General features: G+C 64.2%; 18 protein-coding genes. 15 read left to right on the forward strand and 3 right to left on the reverse strand.

Translation table 11 applies throughout. The features are described 5' to 3' along the window. Positions 1-141: 141 nt before the first annotated feature. From argC to erpA, 3 genes are all read left to right on the forward strand, one after another. A complete protein-coding gene (argC, locus tag ACFOPH_RS22425; protein WP_312548207.1) occupies positions 142-1,179 on the forward strand; it encodes an N-acetyl-gamma-glutamyl-phosphate reductase in 1,038 nt (345 codons plus the stop codon). A gap of 145 nt (positions 1,180-1,324) precedes the next feature. Then, positions 1,325-1,723 carry a bactofilin family protein gene (locus tag ACFOPH_RS22430; RefSeq protein ID WP_312548206.1) on the forward strand — a complete coding sequence of 133 codons (399 nt, stop codon included), beginning with the start codon at positions 1,325-1,327 and terminating at the stop codon, positions 1,721-1,723. A 54-nt stretch (positions 1,724-1,777) separates the two neighbouring features. Beyond that, on the forward strand, positions 1,778-2,146 hold the full coding sequence (gene erpA / locus ACFOPH_RS22435) for an iron-sulfur cluster insertion protein ErpA (protein WP_290424891.1): 369 nt from the start codon (positions 1,778-1,780) through the stop codon (positions 2,144-2,146). Between the two features lie 555 nt (positions 2,147-2,701). Here the strand turns inward: erpA and ACFOPH_RS22440 are convergent. Both ACFOPH_RS22440 and ACFOPH_RS22445 read right to left on the reverse strand, forming a co-directional pair. Continuing rightward, a complete protein-coding gene (locus ACFOPH_RS22440) occupies positions 2,702-3,799 on the reverse strand; it encodes an anhydro-N-acetylmuramic acid kinase (RefSeq protein ID WP_379737337.1) in 1,098 nt (365 codons plus the stop codon). A gap of 181 nt (positions 3,800-3,980) precedes the next feature. After that, positions 3,981-5,342 carry a M23 family metallopeptidase gene (locus ACFOPH_RS22445; protein WP_312548201.1) on the reverse strand — a complete coding sequence of 454 codons (1,362 nt, stop codon included), beginning with the start codon at positions 5,340-5,342 and terminating at the stop codon, positions 3,981-3,983. Between the two features lie 148 nt (positions 5,343-5,490). On the opposite strand from ACFOPH_RS22445, the gene tyrS reads away from it, so the two are divergent. The 7 genes from tyrS to purH all read left to right on the forward strand — a co-directional run bounded on the left by tyrS (position 5,491) and on the right by purH (position 12,086). Next, positions 5,491-6,768, forward strand: coding sequence for a tyrosine--tRNA ligase (tyrS, locus tag ACFOPH_RS22450; protein WP_312548200.1), 1,278 nt, complete (start codon positions 5,491-5,493; stop codon positions 6,766-6,768). Next, entirely contained in the window at positions 6,765-7,223 is a 459-nt protein-coding gene (gene dtd / locus ACFOPH_RS22455; protein WP_312548199.1) for a D-aminoacyl-tRNA deacylase, read from the forward strand. The genes tyrS and dtd overlap by 4 nt, the downstream gene beginning before the upstream one ends. Positions 7,224-7,276: 53 nt before the next feature. Beyond that, a complete protein-coding gene (locus ACFOPH_RS22460) occupies positions 7,277-7,942 on the forward strand; it encodes a YbhB/YbcL family Raf kinase inhibitor-like protein (protein WP_312548247.1) in 666 nt (221 codons plus the stop codon). A gap of 42 nt (positions 7,943-7,984) precedes the next feature. Beyond that, positions 7,985-8,641, forward strand: a complete 657-nt coding sequence (locus ACFOPH_RS22465; RefSeq protein WP_379737340.1) for a histidine phosphatase family protein — start codon at positions 7,985-7,987, stop codon at positions 8,639-8,641. 426 nt (positions 8,642-9,067) lie between these two features. Continuing rightward, positions 9,068-10,090, forward strand: coding sequence for a tRNA dihydrouridine synthase DusB (gene dusB, locus ACFOPH_RS22470; protein WP_312548196.1), 1,023 nt, complete (start codon positions 9,068-9,070; stop codon positions 10,088-10,090). 85 nt (positions 10,091-10,175) lie between these two features. After that, a complete protein-coding gene (locus ACFOPH_RS22475; protein ID WP_056338842.1) occupies positions 10,176-10,409 on the forward strand; it encodes a helix-turn-helix domain-containing protein in 234 nt (77 codons plus the stop codon). Between the two features lie 90 nt (positions 10,410-10,499). Continuing rightward, entirely contained in the window at positions 10,500-12,086 is a 1,587-nt protein-coding gene (gene purH, locus ACFOPH_RS22480) for a bifunctional phosphoribosylaminoimidazolecarboxamide formyltransferase/IMP cyclohydrolase (RefSeq protein ID WP_312548195.1), read from the forward strand. 149 nt (positions 12,087-12,235) lie between these two features. On the opposite strand, the gene ACFOPH_RS22485 is transcribed toward purH, so the two are convergent. Beyond that, on the reverse strand, positions 12,236-13,129 hold the full coding sequence (locus ACFOPH_RS22485; RefSeq protein WP_312548194.1) for a LysR family transcriptional regulator: 894 nt from the start codon (positions 13,127-13,129) through the stop codon (positions 12,236-12,238). 116 nt (positions 13,130-13,245) lie between these two features. On the opposite strand from ACFOPH_RS22485, the gene ACFOPH_RS22490 reads away from it, so the two are divergent. From ACFOPH_RS22490 to ACFOPH_RS22510, 5 genes are all read left to right on the forward strand, one after another. Continuing rightward, complete coding sequence (locus ACFOPH_RS22490; protein WP_379737343.1) at positions 13,246-13,674, forward strand: PACE efflux transporter; 429 nt, start codon at positions 13,246-13,248, stop codon at positions 13,672-13,674. A 216-nt stretch (positions 13,675-13,890) separates the two neighbouring features. Next, positions 13,891-14,427, forward strand: a complete 537-nt coding sequence (gene ruvC, locus ACFOPH_RS22495) for a crossover junction endodeoxyribonuclease RuvC (protein ID WP_312548192.1) — start codon at positions 13,891-13,893, stop codon at positions 14,425-14,427. Between the two features lie 21 nt (positions 14,428-14,448). Beyond that, a complete protein-coding gene (gene ruvA, locus ACFOPH_RS22500; RefSeq protein WP_312548191.1) occupies positions 14,449-15,030 on the forward strand; it encodes a Holliday junction branch migration protein RuvA in 582 nt (193 codons plus the stop codon). Positions 15,031-15,062: 32 nt separating this feature from the next. Then, on the forward strand, positions 15,063-16,124 hold the full coding sequence (gene ruvB, locus ACFOPH_RS22505) for a Holliday junction branch migration DNA helicase RuvB (RefSeq protein ID WP_312548189.1): 1,062 nt from the start codon (positions 15,063-15,065) through the stop codon (positions 16,122-16,124). A 22-nt stretch (positions 16,125-16,146) separates the two neighbouring features. Then, positions 16,147-16,602 carry a YaiI/YqxD family protein gene (locus ACFOPH_RS22510; RefSeq protein ID WP_312548245.1) on the forward strand — a complete coding sequence of 152 codons (456 nt, stop codon included), beginning with the start codon at positions 16,147-16,149 and terminating at the stop codon, positions 16,600-16,602. Positions 16,603-16,661: the final 59 nt, after the last annotated feature.

Genomic DNA, 16,661 nt, shown 5'->3' on the forward strand with positions numbered 1-16,661 from the left:
TAAAATTTGCAATTTTAGCTGTGGATGCAAATAGTATTTGCACCGCCGAGTGCAGGGCCGTATTCGGCACCCCGCCTCACGCGCTGTTAAAATTGCAGCCTCGTCCCACGCAGGGCTATTTATTTTTCTCAAGGAAAGAACATGATCAAAGTTGGCATCGTTGGCGGAACCGGATACACGGGCGTGGAATTGCTGCGGCTGCTGGCCGCGCATCCGGGCGTGGAGCTGACCGCGATCACCTCGCGCAAGGAAGACGGCCTGCCGGTGGCCGACATGTTCCCCTCGCTGCGCGGCCGCGTGAACCTGGCGTTCTCGGCGCCGGACAAGGCCGACCTGACCCAGTGCGACGTGGTCTTCTTCGCCACCCCGCACGGCGTGGCCATGGCGCAGGCGCCGGCCCTGCTGGCGGCCGGCGTGAAGGTCATCGACCTGGCGGCGGACTTCCGCCTGAAGGACCGCGCCGCCTTCGAAAAATGGTACAAGATGGAGCACACGGCGCCCGAGCTGATCGAGGAAGCCGTGTACGGCCTGCCGGAACTGAACCGCGAAGACATCAAGGGCGCGCGCCTGATCGCCAATCCGGGCTGCTACCCGACCACGATGCAGCTGGGCTTCGTGCCGCTGCTGAAGGCAGGCCTGATCGACGCTTCGAATCTGATCGCCGACAGCAAGTCGGGCGTCTCCGGCGCCGGCCGCAAGGCCGAGATCGGCACCCTGTTCTCGGAAGCGAGCGACAATTTCAAGGCCTATGGCGTGGCCGGCCACCGCCACACCCCGGAAACCTCGGCCCAGCTGCAGCGTTTCACCGACCAGAAAGTCGGCCTGATCTTCACCCCGCACCTGGTGCCGATGATCCGCGGCATGCATTCGACCCTGTACGCGCGTTTGACCAAGGACATCGACGACGCCGCCCTGCAGGCCCTGTTCGAGGCCGAATACAAGGATTCGCCGTTCGTCGACGTGATGCCGTTCGGCTCGCACCCGGAAACCCGCTCGACCCGCGGCTCGAACATGCTGCGCCTGGCCGTGCACCGTCCGGATGGCGGCAACACCGTCGTCATCCTGGTGGTGCAGGACAACCTGGTCAAGGGCGCTTCCGGCCAGGCGGTGCAGTGCATGAACCTGATGTTTGGTCTGGAAGAAACGACCGGCCTGCAACAGATCGCATTGCTGCCGTAATAAAGGGCTACCCCGGTCGGGCGATTCCTACAGGCATTGCCCGACCAGAGCTAGATCAAGGTGGTAACTGTTGAGGGCGGTAAATTGATTGTTGCACTGATCGATTTACTAGTTGCAATATCCATCTATCTACAGGGGTGCCACCATGTTCGGTCGCAACGCGAAAAGCGAAATTGACAGCCTGATCGGCATAGCCGCCCGGATCGAAGGCGACCTGTGTTTCAGCGGCGGCCTGCGCATCGATGGCGAGGTGCACGGCAACGTGATCGCCAGCGAGGGGCCGGACAGCGTCCTGATCGTTTCCGAGCATGCCCGCATCGAGGGCGAGGTGCGCTGCGCCAGCCTGGTGGTGAACGGCTACATCGCCGGCGCGGTCCATTCGACCGAACTGCTTGAATTGCAGCCGAAAGGCCGCATACATGGGGATGTCCATTACAAGCTGCTCGAAATGCACGGCGGCGCCCTGGTCACCGGCAAGCTGACGCACCAGCCGGCGGGCGAGCCGGTTTTTCACCTGGCAGAAGCGGAGAGGGCCGAAGCATGACCGGCGCGAACCGTCTATAATGGCATAAATCCGAATCCAATCAGGAGTTTATCCATGACTGCAGTGGCCGAAGTGCAAGACTTTGACACCATCCCGACCCCGATCGTCTTCACCGACAGCGCCGCTGACAAAGTGGCCCAGCTGATCGAAGAAGAGGGCAATCCCGACCTGAAACTGCGCGTTTTCGTGCAGGGCGGCGGCTGCTCGGGCTTCCAGTACGGCTTTACCTTCGACGAAATCGTCAACGACGACGACACCACGATGGAAAAGAACGGCGTTCAATTGCTGATCGACTCGATGAGCTACCAGTACCTGGTCGGCGCAGAAATCGACTACAAGGACGACCTCGAAGGCGCCCAGTTCGTCATCAAGAACCCGAACGCGACCAGCACCTGCGGCTGCGGTTCGTCGTTCTCGGCGTAACGCATCGCACAGCCCGGCTTGCCGGGCGTCGCTTCCAGATCCGGGCATTGCCCGGATTTGTTTTTTTGGGCGCCGCGTTATCTGATCCGGCACTGCCCGGATTTGTTTTTGGGGTGTCGTTGTAGGGTGGACACCTGTGTCCACGCGGGATCACCGTATGCGTCGACACGGCTCCTGTGGAGGGCCCACGTTGACATCCTGGTGAAAACGCTGCCGCAGGGAGCGCGCATCGTGAGACCGCGTGGGCTCGAGAGCCCACCCTACGAAACCCCACACACGCGGCGTGTTTGGTTCAAATTACGCCGAATACAGCGCTCCCAGGTTTTGGGCGCCGCGTTATCTGATCCGGCGCTGCCCGAACTCCTGTTATTCGTACCGTGGTTTCGTAGGGTGGGCACGTGTGCCCACACGGTCTCACGGCATGCGTCAACGCGGCGTCGTGGTCGACTAGCGTCTGCACCCTGAGGAAATAACGCCGCAGGGAGCGCGTATCGTGAAACAGCGTGGACACAGGTGTCCACCCTACGAAACCCTCTGCAGCGCGCTTGATCCGCCTTACGCCGGATACAGCGCCCCCAGGATCCGCGGCCCCTTCGCCCCCGTCACCGCCGGCATATTGCCCGGCTCGCGCTCCATGAAGCGGTAACCCAGCCAGGCAAAGGCCAGCGCCTCGACGCGGTTCGGCGCCACGCCCAGCGCCGCGGTCGACTCCACCGCCACGCCAGCGCCGAGCGCGCCGCCCAGCATGCGCAGCAGCGTGCCGTTGTAGGCGCCGCCGCCGCACACATAGACCGCATCCACGGCGGCGCTTTCCTGGCGGATCGCGTCGGCGATCGTGCGCGCGGTCAGTTGCGTCAACGTGGCCTGGACGTCGGCCGGCGCCAGGCCCGGAAAGCGCGCCAGCTGCGCGTCTAGCCAGGCCATGTGGAACAGGTCGCGTCCAGTGCTCTTCGGCGCCGGCTGGTGGAAATACGGTTCGTCCAGCAGCGCCGCCAGCAAGGCGGCATGCACTTGTCCGCTGGCGCCCCAGGCGCCGTCGGCGTCGTACTCCTTGCCCTGGTGGCGTCCGATCCAGCCGTCGAGCAGGACATTGCCCGGCCCGGTGTCGAAGCCGGTCACGCGCCCGTCCGCATGCAGCACGCTGATGTTGCCGATGCCGCCGATGTTGACCACCACGCGCGCCGTGCCCGGCTTGCCGAAGGCCGCCGCATGGAAGGCCGGCACCAGAGGCGCGCCCTGGCCGCCGGCGGCGATGTCGCGGCTGCGGAAGTCGGCGACGACGTCGATCCCGGTCAGTTCGGCCAGCAGGGCAGGGTTGTTGGTCTGGCGCGTGAAGCCGAGTTCCGGACGATGGCGGATCGTCTGGCCGTGCACCGCCACGGCCGCCACCGGCCCGGGCGCATGCGGCAGCAGCGCCTGCACGCAGGCCGCATAGCACTGCGCCAGGCCGTTCGCGGCCAGGGCTTCGCGCTCGATCTCGTTCTCGACCGCGGCCTGCAGCGCCATCAGTTCGGCGCGCAAGGCGGGCGGGAAGGGGATGAAGCTGGCTTCGAGCGTACGGATGGCGCCGCCGCCGAAGTCGGCCAGCACGCCGTCGACGCCGTCCATGCTGGTGCCCGACATCAGGCCGATATACAAAGTAGAAGTGGTCATAATCATTTGCCCATCATAAAGCAAGGAAGTCCGATCACGCCGCCGCGCCGGATCGGGTGCGGGTGCAGCGCCCCGCCTCCCGTTTGCGACAGTCTCCGGCTCCCGGAGTCAATGTCGACGTAAAAACGCCTTCCGTGCATCTGCATGCAGGGAAGGCGTTCTAGTACAGCGTCTTGAGAGCTTAGCGTGCAGCCATGGCGTTGCCGCCCGGGGTCAGCAGCGAGAAGCGGTGGTTCATCTCGGCGGCGGCCATCTTGAAGCGGGTCATTTCCGCGGCCGTCAGCGGCGCCTGGGTCAGGCCCTTCAGCGTTGCCGGGTCGCGCGCGACATTTGCCACACGGAACTCGTAGTGCAGGTGGGCGCCGGTCGACCAGCCGGTCGAGCCGACGTAGCCGATGATGTCGCCCTGGCTGACCTTGGCGCCCTTGCGCACGCCGTTGCCGATGCGGCTCATGTGGGCGTAGGCGGTGCTGTAGTTGTTCCAGTGCTTGAGCACGACCATGTTGCCGTAGCCGCTGTTCACGCCGGCGAAGTCGACGGTGCCGTCGCCCGCGGCGCGGATCGGGGTGCCGGTCGGGGCCGCGTAGTCGATGCCCTTGTGCGCTTTCCACTTGCCCGAGATCGGGTGGATGCGGTTCGAGAAGCCCGAGGAGACGCGCGAGAAGGCCAGCGGCGACTTGAGGAAGGCTTTTTTCAGCGACTTGCCGTCCAGGCTGTAGTAGCCGCCCTGCTTGGTGACCGGGTCTTCGAACCAGACGGCCTGGTAGCTGGTGCCGCGGTTGATGAACTCGCCGGCCAGGATGCGGCCGGTCTTGACCATTTCGCCGTCCAGCCAGAAGGTTTCGTAGACGACGTTGAAACGGTCGCCGCGCTTCAGGTCGGAGCGGAAGTCGATGTTGGTCGAGAACATCTGGATGATTTCGCCGACCACGGAATCCGGGATCGAGCCGCCGTCGACGTTGGCGTCGGTGGCCGAGTAGAGCGAGGTGGTGATCTCACGCGAACGCATCTCGACGCGGCGTTCCAGCTTGGCCGGCGCTTCGCTGGCGACGAAGCCGTCACCCTTGCGGGCGATCGTCAGGATAACCGGGGTGCTGTTCTTGTCGGTGATGGTGGCGCGCAGGGAGAGGAGCAGGCCGTTCTCGTCGGTCTCGGCTTGCAGGCGCTTGCCGTTCTTCAGGGAGATCAGGCGGCGGGCCAGTTTGTCGGAACGGATGAACTTTTGTGCTTGCGCATCATCCACACCCATGCGGCTCAGGGTGGAGCCGATCGAGTCGCCCGAGCGGATCCGCTCTTCTTGGATGAATTGCTGTTCGTCCTGTTGGAGGGCGGCGATCTGGTCGGCCAGGTTCGGCAGCGCGAGGTTTTCGGCGACCGACTTGACCGGCACGTCGGCCGGGTCGGGGGCAATCGGGGCCACCGCGACTGCGCCGAATGCGCACAGTGCCAGGGCCACCGCGCCGGCGCCCACGATGCGGGTCTTGCGACTTGCATCGGCCAGGCCGAACCAGCGTTTGCCGGTGATTTTATGTATAGGGTTCATGCAATCAGTTAAAATTTGCCGCTTGAACTTCCACGCCATTGTTCTTGTTGTTTTGAAAAGTTTTCTTACGGCAAGATTGATGGGATCGAGCATTATACCAAAATCCTTGCTCCTACAACCGTTTTAGCACTTTTCCTACAAGAATTTTATGACTTCCCCCGCGTCTTCAGGTAATAGCAATTTAGCAACCGCCACCGCTCTGCCGCTGTCGGACAAGGTGCAGGAGGCGCTTGCGATCGCGAAGCGCGGCGTCGACGAACTGCTGATCGAAAGCGAATTTGCACAAAAGCTGGCCCGTTCCGAGCAGAGCGGCGTACCGCTGCGCATCAAACTCGGCGCCGACCCGACCGCTCCCGACCTGCACCTCGGCCACACCGTGGTGCTCAACAAGCTGCGCCAGCTGCAGGACCTCGGCCACAAGGTCATCTTCCTGATCGGCGACTTCACCTCGATGATTGGCGACCCGTCGGGCCGCAATGCCACCCGCCCGCCGCTGTCGCGCGAGCAGATCGAGGAAAATGCCCAGACTTACTTCCGCCAGGTCGCCCTGATCCTCGATGCCGAGCGCACCGAGATGCGCTACAACTCCGAGTGGTGCGACCCGCTGGGCGCGCGCGGCATGATCCAGCTGGCCTCGCGCTACACTGTGGCGCGCATGATGGAGCGCGACGACTTCACCAAGCGCTACAAGAGTGGGACACCGATCGCTATTCATGAGTTCCTGTATCCGTTGATGCAAGGCTACGATTCGGTCGCTTTGAAAGCAGACCTTGAGCTAGGTGGAACGGATCAGAAATTCAACCTGCTGGTTGGTCGTGAGTTGCAGAAAGACTACGGCCAGGAGCCGCAGTGCATTCTCACCATGCCATTGCTCGAGGGCCTGGACGGCGTCGACAAGATGTCGAAGTCGAAGAACAACTACATCGGCATCACCGAGGCGCCGAACACCATGTTCGGCAAGCTGATGAGTATTTCCGACACCATGATGTGGCGTTACTACGACCTGCTGTCGTTCCGCTCGATCGAGGACATCGCCGCCGTGAAGGCCGCGACCGAAGGCGGCGCCAACCCGCGCGACGCCAAGGTCGCGCTGGCCAAGGAAATCGTGACCCGCTTCCACTCGGCGCAGGCGGCCGACGACGCGCTGGCCGACTTCGTGAACCGCTCGAAGGGCGGCATCCCCGACGACGTGCCCGAAGTGGCCGTGTCCGGCGCCCCGCTCGGCGTGGCCCAGCTGCTGAAGGCGGCCGGCCTGTGCGCCTCGACCTCGGAAGCGATGCGCATGATCGACCAGGGCGGCGTGCGCATCGACGGCGGTGTGGTCAGCGACAAGGGCTTGCAGGTGGAGGCCGGCACCTTCGTCATGCAGGTCGGCAAGCGCAAGTTCGCGCGCGTGACCTTCAGCCGGTCCGGCGATCCGGCATGATCGGCCTGCTGCAACGCGTCAGCCAGGCCAGCGTAACAGTAGACGGCGTCTCGATCGGGGCGATCGAGACGGGCCTGATGGTCCTGGTCTGCGCCGAGAAGGGCGACACCGAGCGCGAGGCCGACGCTTTATTGACCAAGCTGCTCGGCTACCGCGTCTTTTCCGACGAATCCGGCAAGATGAACCGCAGCGTCACCGACCTGGGTGCCGCGCTGCTGCTGGTGCCGCAGTTCACGCTGGCGGCCGACACCCGCTCCGGTACCCGTCCCTCGTTCTCGCCGGCCGCCAGTCCCGAGGATGGGCGCCGGCTGTTCGATTATTTCGTGCGCCGGGCATGCGAACGGCATGGCAAAGTTGAAACCGGCCAATTTGGCGCCGACATGAAAGTGGCATTGGTCAACGACGGGCCGGTGACGATCTGGCTGCGCGTTGATCCGGTCGACGTCAAGCGCTGAAACCCGCACCGCATCGATGCGGTCAATACAAGGAGGCCCTGGGAGTGAGCAAAATGAAAATCTGGAGCGATTCGTTTACCGAGGGCGAGCCGATCCCGCCCGAATGCGCGTTCGCGGTCATCGACCCGGCCACCCACGTGCGCCTGTCGAATAACCGCAATCCCCACCTGGCCTGGGACGAGGTGCCGGCCGGCACCCAGTCGCTGGTGCTGCTGTGCCATGACGGCGATGCGCCGACCGACGGCACCGACGTCAACAAGGAAGGCCGGACCGTTCCCGACAGCCTGAAGCGCGCCGACTTCTACCACTGGACCCTGGTCGACATTCCGCCCAGCCTGAAGGAACTGGCCGAAGGCCGCTTCTCCGACATGGTCACGCCGGGCGGCAAGTCCGGACCGGAGCTGCCTTTCCTCGTCAAGAACGGCACCGAACACCAGCTGCGCCAGGGCATTAACGACTACACCGGCTGGTTCGCGCAGGACCCTGACATGGCCGGCGAGTACTACGGCTACGACGGTCCCTGCCCGCCGTGGAACGACGAGCGCGTCCACACTTACGTGTTCACCATCTACGCACTCGACATTGCCCGCCTGCCGCTGGAAGGCCGCTTCACCGGCCAGGAAGCACGGCTGGCCATGCGCGGTCACATCCTCGACGAAGCCCAGATCTTCGGCGTCTATTCGCTCAATCCGGCGATCGCATCGACGCTGTCCAAGTAATCCCCGCGCCCGTGCGCTGGCACGGGCGCTTTTTAATTCCGAATGCAAAACGACACCACGACCCGGATCGTCCTGATCCGCCATGGCGAAACCGCCTGGAACGCCGAACGCCGCCTGCAGGGCCACCTCGACATCGACCTGAACGCCACCGGCATGCGTCAGGCGCGGGCCCTGGCCGCAGCCTTGGCCAATGAACGCTTCGACGTGCTCGTCTCGAGCGACCTGTCACGCGCCGCCCAGACCGCGAAAGCGGTCGCCGAGGTGCAGGATCTGCCTCTGTATATAGATGGACGCCTGCGCGAGCGCTGCTACGGGGGCTTCGAGGGGCTGCTGTATGCCGAGATCGCCGATCGCTATCCCCAGGAGTTCGCTGCCTGGCAAGGCCGCGACGTCGATGCGCCCCTGCCGCCGGGCGAGAATTGCGCCGAAACCTTCCGCCAGTTCTACGACCGCGTGGTGCCGGCCATCCTCGGCTGGGCCGAGGACAATCCCGGCAAGTCGCTGGCCCTGGTCGCCCACGGCGGCGTGCTCGAATGCGCCTACCGCGCCGCCCTCGGCCTCCCGCTCGACACCCCGCGCGACTTCAAGGTGCACAACGCCAGCATCAACCGCTTCACCGTGCAGGACGGCAAACTACAGCTGGAGAGTTGGGGCGAGGTGGCGCATTTGCAGGCGGCGGTACTGGATGACGTCGGTTAAGCGGTAGATTTACGGATGTAGCGTGGCCTATTTCCGAGCACAAGTAGTCAACTTGTAAGTGCAAGTGACGGAAGGTGTAGGGTGGGCGCCCCGTGCCCACGCGTTACGCACGTGGTCGGCAGTTACATGCGGCGATATTTCGCCCGCAAAATGTGCAACGGAAGCAGGCCAGGATGGACGCTAGCGGGCGAGAAGGTCCAGCCGCCAGGCAAAGGAGGCGCACGCAACGCGTGGGCACAGCGTGCCCACCCTACGGCGCTGCGATGAAGGCGCCGACAAATGAATCCACCTGGCTAACCAATTTTTTTCCCCCTGTCCACACCTGATTGTCCCGTTCGCTACAATCCGGCAAAAATTTTGCCGATAATTTGAGCAGCGCTTGGGGTAAAATAACGGGTTCCCGAGAATTCTCCTTCTATTCCCCCTGTGCAAATCGGTCCTTACCAACTTCGCAATAATGTCTTCGTCGCGCCCATGGCGGGTGTGACCGACCGTCCGTTCCGCCAGCTGTGCAAGCAGCTCGGGGCCGGCTATGCGGTGTCGGAAATGGCGGCGTCCAACCCGCGCCTGTGGGCCAGCGAAAAGACCAGCCGCCGTACCGACCACGCGGGCGAGATGGAGCCGAAGGCGGTGCAGATCGCCGGCGCCGATCCGCAGGACCTGGCCGATTGCGCGCGTCACAACGTCGAGCGCGGCGCCCAGATCATCGACATCAACATGGGTTGCCCGGTCAAAAAGGTGTGCAACAGCTGGTGCGGTTCGGCCCTGCTGCAGCACGAGGACCTGGTCGAGCGCATCCTGAATGCGGTGGTGCAAGCGGTGGACGTGCCGGTCACGCTGAAGTTCCGCACCGGCTGGGACCGCCAAAACAAGAATGCCCTGCGCATCGCGCGCATGGCCGAGCAGGCCGGCATCCAGATGCTGACCCTGCACGGCCGCACCCGTGCCGACGGCTACAAGGGCGACGCCGAGTACGACACCATCCGCGCGGTGAAGGCGGCGGTAGGGATTCCGGTGGTCGCCAACGGCGACATCACCAGCCCGGAAAAGGCGAAATTCGTGCTCGACTACACGGGCGCGGACGCGGTCATGATCGGCCGCGCGGCCCAGGGCCGGCCCTGGATCTGCCGCGAGATCGACCATTACCTGCGCACCGGTGAACTGTTGCCTGCGCCGATGGTGGACGAGGTGAGGGCGCTGATGAACGAACACCTGCCGGCCCACTATGCCTTCTACGGCGAGTACGTCGGCGTGCGCACGGCGCGCAAGCACATCGGCTGGTACGTCGAGGATTTGCCTGGCGGCGAAGAGTTCCGCCAGCACATGAATCGCTTGGAATCCACGGCCGAGCAATTGGCTGCCGTGGATAATTTTTTCCAAGCACAACTGCAGTATGGCGAACGGTTACAATACCGGCCCGCGCTTGCTCACGAGGCAATCGCAGCATAAAAAACCAGTAAAACAAAAAGAACGATGGGGACGCCACCGGTTACCGCCGGCGGAGCAAAACACTAACCAGGATGAAGCAGCAGACATGAGCAAAGAGAGTATCCAGGAAGTTGTCCAGAAGAGCCTCGAGGACTATTTCAATGACCTGGGCGAGCAAAAGCCGACGAATATCTACGACATGATGGTGATGACCGTGGAGAAACCGATCCTCGAAGTGGTCATGACGCGCGCCGACGGCAACCAGTCGCACGCGGCCCAGATGTTGGGCATCAACCGCAATACCTTGCGCAAGAAACTGCAAGAGCACGGATTGCTCTAACGCTTGCCGGCACACGTGGCCGTGCGCGGGCGCGGCCTATACGGCGTGCCCGAATTCCGCACAGAATTTCCATCAACAACGGCCACTCCCATGATCAAACAAGCCCTTATTTCCGTCTCCGACAAGACCGGCGTGCTCGATTTCGCCCGTGCGCTCTCCGCGCTCGGCGTGAACATCCTGTCCACCGGCGGCACCGCCAAACTGCTGCAGGACAATGGCGTGCCGGTGACGGAAGTTGCCGACTACACCGGCTTCCCGGAAATGCTCGACGGTCGCGTGAAGACGCTGCACCCGAAGGTCCACGGCGGCATCCTCGCGCGCCGCGATTTCCCGGAGCATGTGTCCAAGCTCGAAGAGCACGGCATTCCGCAGATCGACATGGTCGTGGTCAACCTGTATCCGTTCCAGCAGACCGTCGCCAAGGATGACTGCTCGCTGGAAGACGCGATCGAGAACATCGACATCGGCGGCCCGACCATGCTGCGTTCGGCCGCGAAGAACCACAAGGACGTGGTCGTGATCGTCGACCCGGCCGACTACGGCGTGGTGCTGGCGGAAATGAAAGGCACCGGTGCGACTGCCGGCGCGGTCGGCTACGACACCAAGTTCCGCCTGGCCAAGAAAGTCTTCGCGCACACCGCGCAATACGACGGCGCCATCACCAACTATCTCACCAGCCTGGGCGAGGACAAGGCCCACGCGACCCGTTCGTCCTACCCGCAGACCATCAACATGTCCTTCGAGAAGGTCCAGGACATGCGCTACGGCGAGAACCCGCACCAGGGCGCCGCATTCTACCGCGACATCGTCGCTGTCGACGGCGCGCTGGCGAACTACCGCCAGCTGCAGGGCAAGGAACTGTCTTACAACAACATCGCTGACGCGGACGCGGCCTGGGAATGCGTGAAATCGCTGGGCGGCTTCGAGCAGCCGGCCGGTTGCGTCATCGTCAAGCACGCCAACCCCTGCGGCGTGGCGATCGGCGCCGACGCGCTCGACGCCTACACCCGCGCGCTGCAGACCGACCCGACCTCGGCCTTCGGCGGCATCATCGCCTTCAACGTCGAAGTCGACGGCCGCGCGGCCGAGGCGCTGGCCAAGCTGTTCGTCGAAGTGCTGATCGCACCGTCGTTTACGGAAGAAGCACGCCGGATCATGTCGGCCAAGCAGAACGTGCGCCTGTTGGAAATTCCGCTGGGCGCCGGCCAGAATGCCTACGACGTGAAGCGCGTCGGCGGCGGCCTGCTGGTGCAGTCGCCGGACGCGAAGAACGTCGGCCTGGGTGAACTGCGCGTGGTGACCAAGAAGCAGCCGACCCAGCAGCAGCTGCAGGACCTGATGTTCGCCTGGCGTGTCGCCAAGTTCGTCAAGTCGAACGCCATCGTGTTCTGCGGCAATGGCATGACCCTGGGTGTCGGCGCCGGCCAGATGAGCCGCATCGACTCGGCCCGCATCGCCTCGATCAAGGCGCAGAACGCCGGCCTGTCCCTTAGCGGTTCGGCCGTGGCCTCGGACGCCTTCTTCCCGTTCCGCGACGGCCTCGACGTGGTGGTGGATGCCGGCGCGACCTGCGTCATCCACCCGGGCGGCTCGATGCGCGATCAGGAAGTGATAGACGCGGCCGACGAGCGCGGCGTCGTGATGCTGTACACGGGTACCCGTCACTTCCGTCACTGATCTGATTGTTTCCATGCCGGCGACTGCGCCTGTCGCCGGCGTGCGTGGCCGGCTGCTGAATTGATCGCACGCCCGTCACCGCCTAACGGCAAGCCCGGGCAAGCCCGGGCAGTCCCGGGCAGTCCCGGGCAGTCCCGGCATGCCGGGCTTTAATGCCCGGTTTCCCGGTAGGCGCTGAACACCTCTTCCATGAAATCCACCACGGCCCGGACGCGTGCGCTCGTACGCAGGCCGCCGTGCATCGACAGCCAGATCTCCTGATCCAGTTCGGGAATATGGGGAAGCACGGCGTGCAGATCCTGTGCGTCGCCCGCGAGAAACGTTGCCAGCACACCCAGGCCGGCGCCGTGGCTGACGCCATCCAGGATGCCGAGTCCGTAGCTGCACTTCATCCAGGGCGCCGGCGCGCCGGGCAGGGCGCGCAACCAGCGGTCGGACTGGAACTCGGCGCGCGGCTCGTCGAACCCCACGAATGGCAGCTTGGCCCAGTCCCGGTTTGCCAGGGCAGCAGCATGGCGCTGCGCCACATCCTGGCTGCAATACAAGCCGAAGGCCAGGGTGCCGATCCGGCGGGTGACGAGGTCGAGCTGTTCAGGGCGGTAAGGCCGGATCGCGATGTCCGCTTCGCGGCGCGTCAGGTTGTAAGGCCGGTGCGAGGTAATGATTTCCACCTCGATGTTGGGGTAGGCGTCATGAAAGCGCGCAAACCGGGTGGTCAGGAAATACGAGAGCCACTCGTCGGTATTGATCCGCACCAGGCCGGACGCGGCATGCGCATCCTGGCGCTCCCGGCTGCGCTCGACGTCGAGCGCAATCTCGCCCATCTGGTCGGCCAGCGCGATGACATCGCTACCGAAGGCTGTCGGGATACAGCCGCCCTGGAAACGCTCGACGAGCTTGTGCCCGACCGCGTCCTCGAGGTCGTCCAGCCGGCGCGACAGGGTCGCCGGACTCACTCCGGCCTTCCTGGCCGCGCGCCGCAGCGTTCCTTCCTGCGCGATGAGTAACAACAGGCGCAGGTCATCCCAATTCAGGTGTTTCATATTTGAAGCATGATGCCTCGATTTTGCCTCTATGCATAGATTTATAGAATATGGGATGATGCCGGCGAAACGTCAAACGGGCAGACGACCCGTACAGCTACAAGAGAGAAAGTTACATGCGTACATTCCGCGAGCGCGTCGTTCATGCGCTCCTGTTCGAAGCCGTGGCCCTGGCCATCTTCATTCCCGGTTCAGCCCTTGTCTTCGACCAGCCGGTGCAGCACATGGACGTGATCGGCGTCGCGTCGGCGACCATCGCCACGCTCTGGAACTTCGTGTTCAACGTCATGTTCGACCGCGCCATGCTGCGCCTGCGCGGCAGTGTCCAGAAAACGATGGCGATCCGGGTCGCCCACACCTTCCTGTTCGAGGCGGGCCTGGTCGTCATGCTGATCCCGCTGATCGCCTGGTACCTCGGCATCGGCCTGTGGGCAGCGCTGCTGATGGATATCGCCATCGTGATTTTCTACCTGGTGTACGGCTTTCTGTTCAACATCGCGTACGATCGCGTGTTTCCGGTGACGGCAGCGCCGCTGGCGCGATAAACCCACGCGCGCTGGTGCACGGGCACGGGCCACGAAGCAGCATTTATGTGGCATCCTGCTGGTGACGCCCCGGGTCTTCCGTTGCCCTGTTGCCACTATTCATCGTTCCGCGTGGGCACTTCGTTATTGAGGCCCCCAGCCTCAATAACCCCACCCCACTGTGTTTTTCCACAGTATTTTTCCCACGAACCTTGCTGGCCGGTATAACATTCGATAATGATTATTCTCGGCATCGACCCAGGCTTGCGCACGACCGGCTTCGGCGTCATCGAAAAGCAGGGCAGCAAATTGCGCTACATCGCCTCGGGCACCATCAAGACCGGTCTTGAAGGGGCATTGCCGCCGCGCCTGAAGATCATCCTGAACGGTGTGCGCGAGATCGTCGCCACCTACCAGCCGAGCTGCGCCGCCATCGAGAAGGTCTTCGTCAACGTCAATCCGCAGTCGACGCTGCTGCTGGGCCAGGCCAGGGGCGCCGCGATCAGCGCCCTGGTCGGCGCCGACCTCGACGTGGCGGAATACTCGCCGACCCAGATCAAGCAGGCGGTCGTCGGTACCGGCAAGGCCGCCAAGCCCCAGGTCCAGGACATGGTCTCGCGCCTGCTGACGTTGCCCGGCTTGCCGGGTTCGGACGCCGCCGACGCGCTCGGGGTTGCCATCTGCCACGCGAACAGCCACGATACGCTGGCGCTGATCGGTTCGCTCGGTCCGCAACTGGCCGGCCTGCGCATGAAGCGCGGGCGCCTCGTCTAAATCCAATAACAAAGGTCAACCATGATTGGTCGCATCTCCGGAATCCTGCTCGAAAAGACTCCGCCGCAACTGCTGGTGGACTGCAACGGCGTCGGCTATGAAATCGACGTGCCGATGAGCACCTATTACAACCTGCCGCACACCGGCGAGCGCGTCGTGCTGTTCACGCACCAGGCGATCCGCGAGGATGCGCATTTGCTGTTCGGCTTCGGCACGGCCAGCGAGCGCGCGCTGTTTCGCCAGTTGATCAAGATTACCGGCGTCGGCGCGCGCACCGCGCTGGGCATCCTGTCGGGCATGTCGGTGAACGACCTGGCCCAGGCCGTGACGCTGCAGGAGCCGGGCCGCCTGGTCAAGATTCCCGGCATCGGCAAGAAGACCGCCGAGCGCCTGCTGCTGGAACTGAAGGGCAAGCTCGGCGCCGACATCGGCGTGGTCGGCGGCGGCGCGCCGCGCGACGATACCCAGGCCGACGTGATGAACGCGCTACTGGCATTGGGGTATTCTGACAAGGAAGCGCTGGTCGCGACCAAGAACCTGCCGGAAGGCGCAAGCGTGTCCGACGGCATCAAGTTCGCCCTGAAGGCCCTGTCCAAGGCTTAGGGACTAAGCCGCCCTAACTCGAGATTCAAGCAATGAGCATCCAGACCGACAATTTCACCGAGCAGCGGGTCATCGACGCGGCGCCGGCCTCGCCCAACGAGGAGGCGATCGAACGCGCCTTGCGCCCGAAACAGCTGGACGAATACGTCGGCCAGGCCAAGATCCGCGACCAGCTCGAGATTTTCATCTCCGCCGCAAGGAAGCGCCGCGAGGCGCTCGACCACACCCTGCTGTTCGGCCCGCCGGGCCTGGGCAAGACCACGCTGGCCCACATCATCGCGCGCGAGATGGGCGTGAGCCTGCGCCAGACCTCCGGCCCGGTGCTGGAGCGTCCGGGCGACCTGGCGGCCATCCTCACCAATCTCGAGCCGAACGACGTGCTGTTCATCGACGAGATCCACCGTTTATCGCCGGTGGTCGAGGAAATCCTGTACCCGGCGCTGGAGGACTACCAGATCGACATCGTGATCGGCGAGGGCCCGGCCGCGCGTTCCGTGAAGCTCGACCTGCAGCCGTTTACCCTGGTCGGCGCCACCACCCGCGCCGGCATGCTGACCAACCCGCTGCGCGACCGTTTCGGCATCGTCGCGCGCCTCGAGTTCTACAACGTCGACGAGCTGACCAAGATCGTCACCCGCAGCGCCCACCTGCTGGAAGCGCCGATCAACGAAGAGGGCGCGCGCGAAGTGGCGATGCGCGCGCGCGGCACGCCGCGTATCGCCAACCGCCTGCTGCGCCGCGTGCGCGACTACGCGGAAGTGAAGGGCAACGGCGAGATCACCAAGGACATGGCCGACCGCGCCCTGAAGATGCTCGACGTCGACTCGGTCGGCTTCGACGTCATGGACCGTAAACTCCTGGAAGCGGTGCTGTTCAAGTTCAATGGCGGCCCGGTCGGCATCGGCAACCTGGCCGCGGCGATCGGCGAGGCGGCCGACACCATCGAGGACGTGCTCGAGCCCTACCTGATCCAGCAGGGCTACCTGCAGCGCACCCCGCGCGGCCGCATTGCCACGCCCGCCGCTTACCAGCACTTCGGCGTCGCCGCGCCGCGCATCAGCCCGACCGGCGACCTCTGGGACAATTTACGATGAGCCTGCGTTGACAACGACCCCGATGCAGATCTGGGTCGACGCCGACGCCTGCCCCGGCGTCATCAAGGACATCCTGTTCCGGGTGGCCGAGCGCACGCAGATCCCCGTGACGCTGGTGGCCAACCAGCTGCTGCGCGTGCCCGGGTCGAAGTTCATCCGCGCGCTGCAGGTGCCGGGCGGCTTCGACGTTGCCGACGCCGAAATCGTGGCGCGCCTGCAGCCCGGCGACCTGGTCGTGACCGGCGACATCCCGCTCGCGGCGCAGGTGCTGGAGAAGGGCGGCTACGCACTCAACCCGCGCGGCGAGTTCTACACGAAGGACACGATCGCCCAGCAACTCACGATGCGCGCCTTCATGGAAGAGCTGCGCAGCAGCGGCGTCGACACCGGCGGCCCGTCCGCCTTCAGCCAGGCCGACCGCCAGCATTTTGCAAATGCACTTGATCGGCACCTGGCCCGCCAGCGTCCGCGCGCATGACATTTGTCACCTGAAAGTGGTGGCAGTTGCGTCTGGTGACGCCGCCGCCGCTCTTCCAT

The organism is Massilia haematophila (assembly GCF_042647645.1).
GTDB classification, from domain to species: Bacteria; Pseudomonadota; Gammaproteobacteria; order Burkholderiales; family Burkholderiaceae_D; genus Telluria; species Telluria haematophila.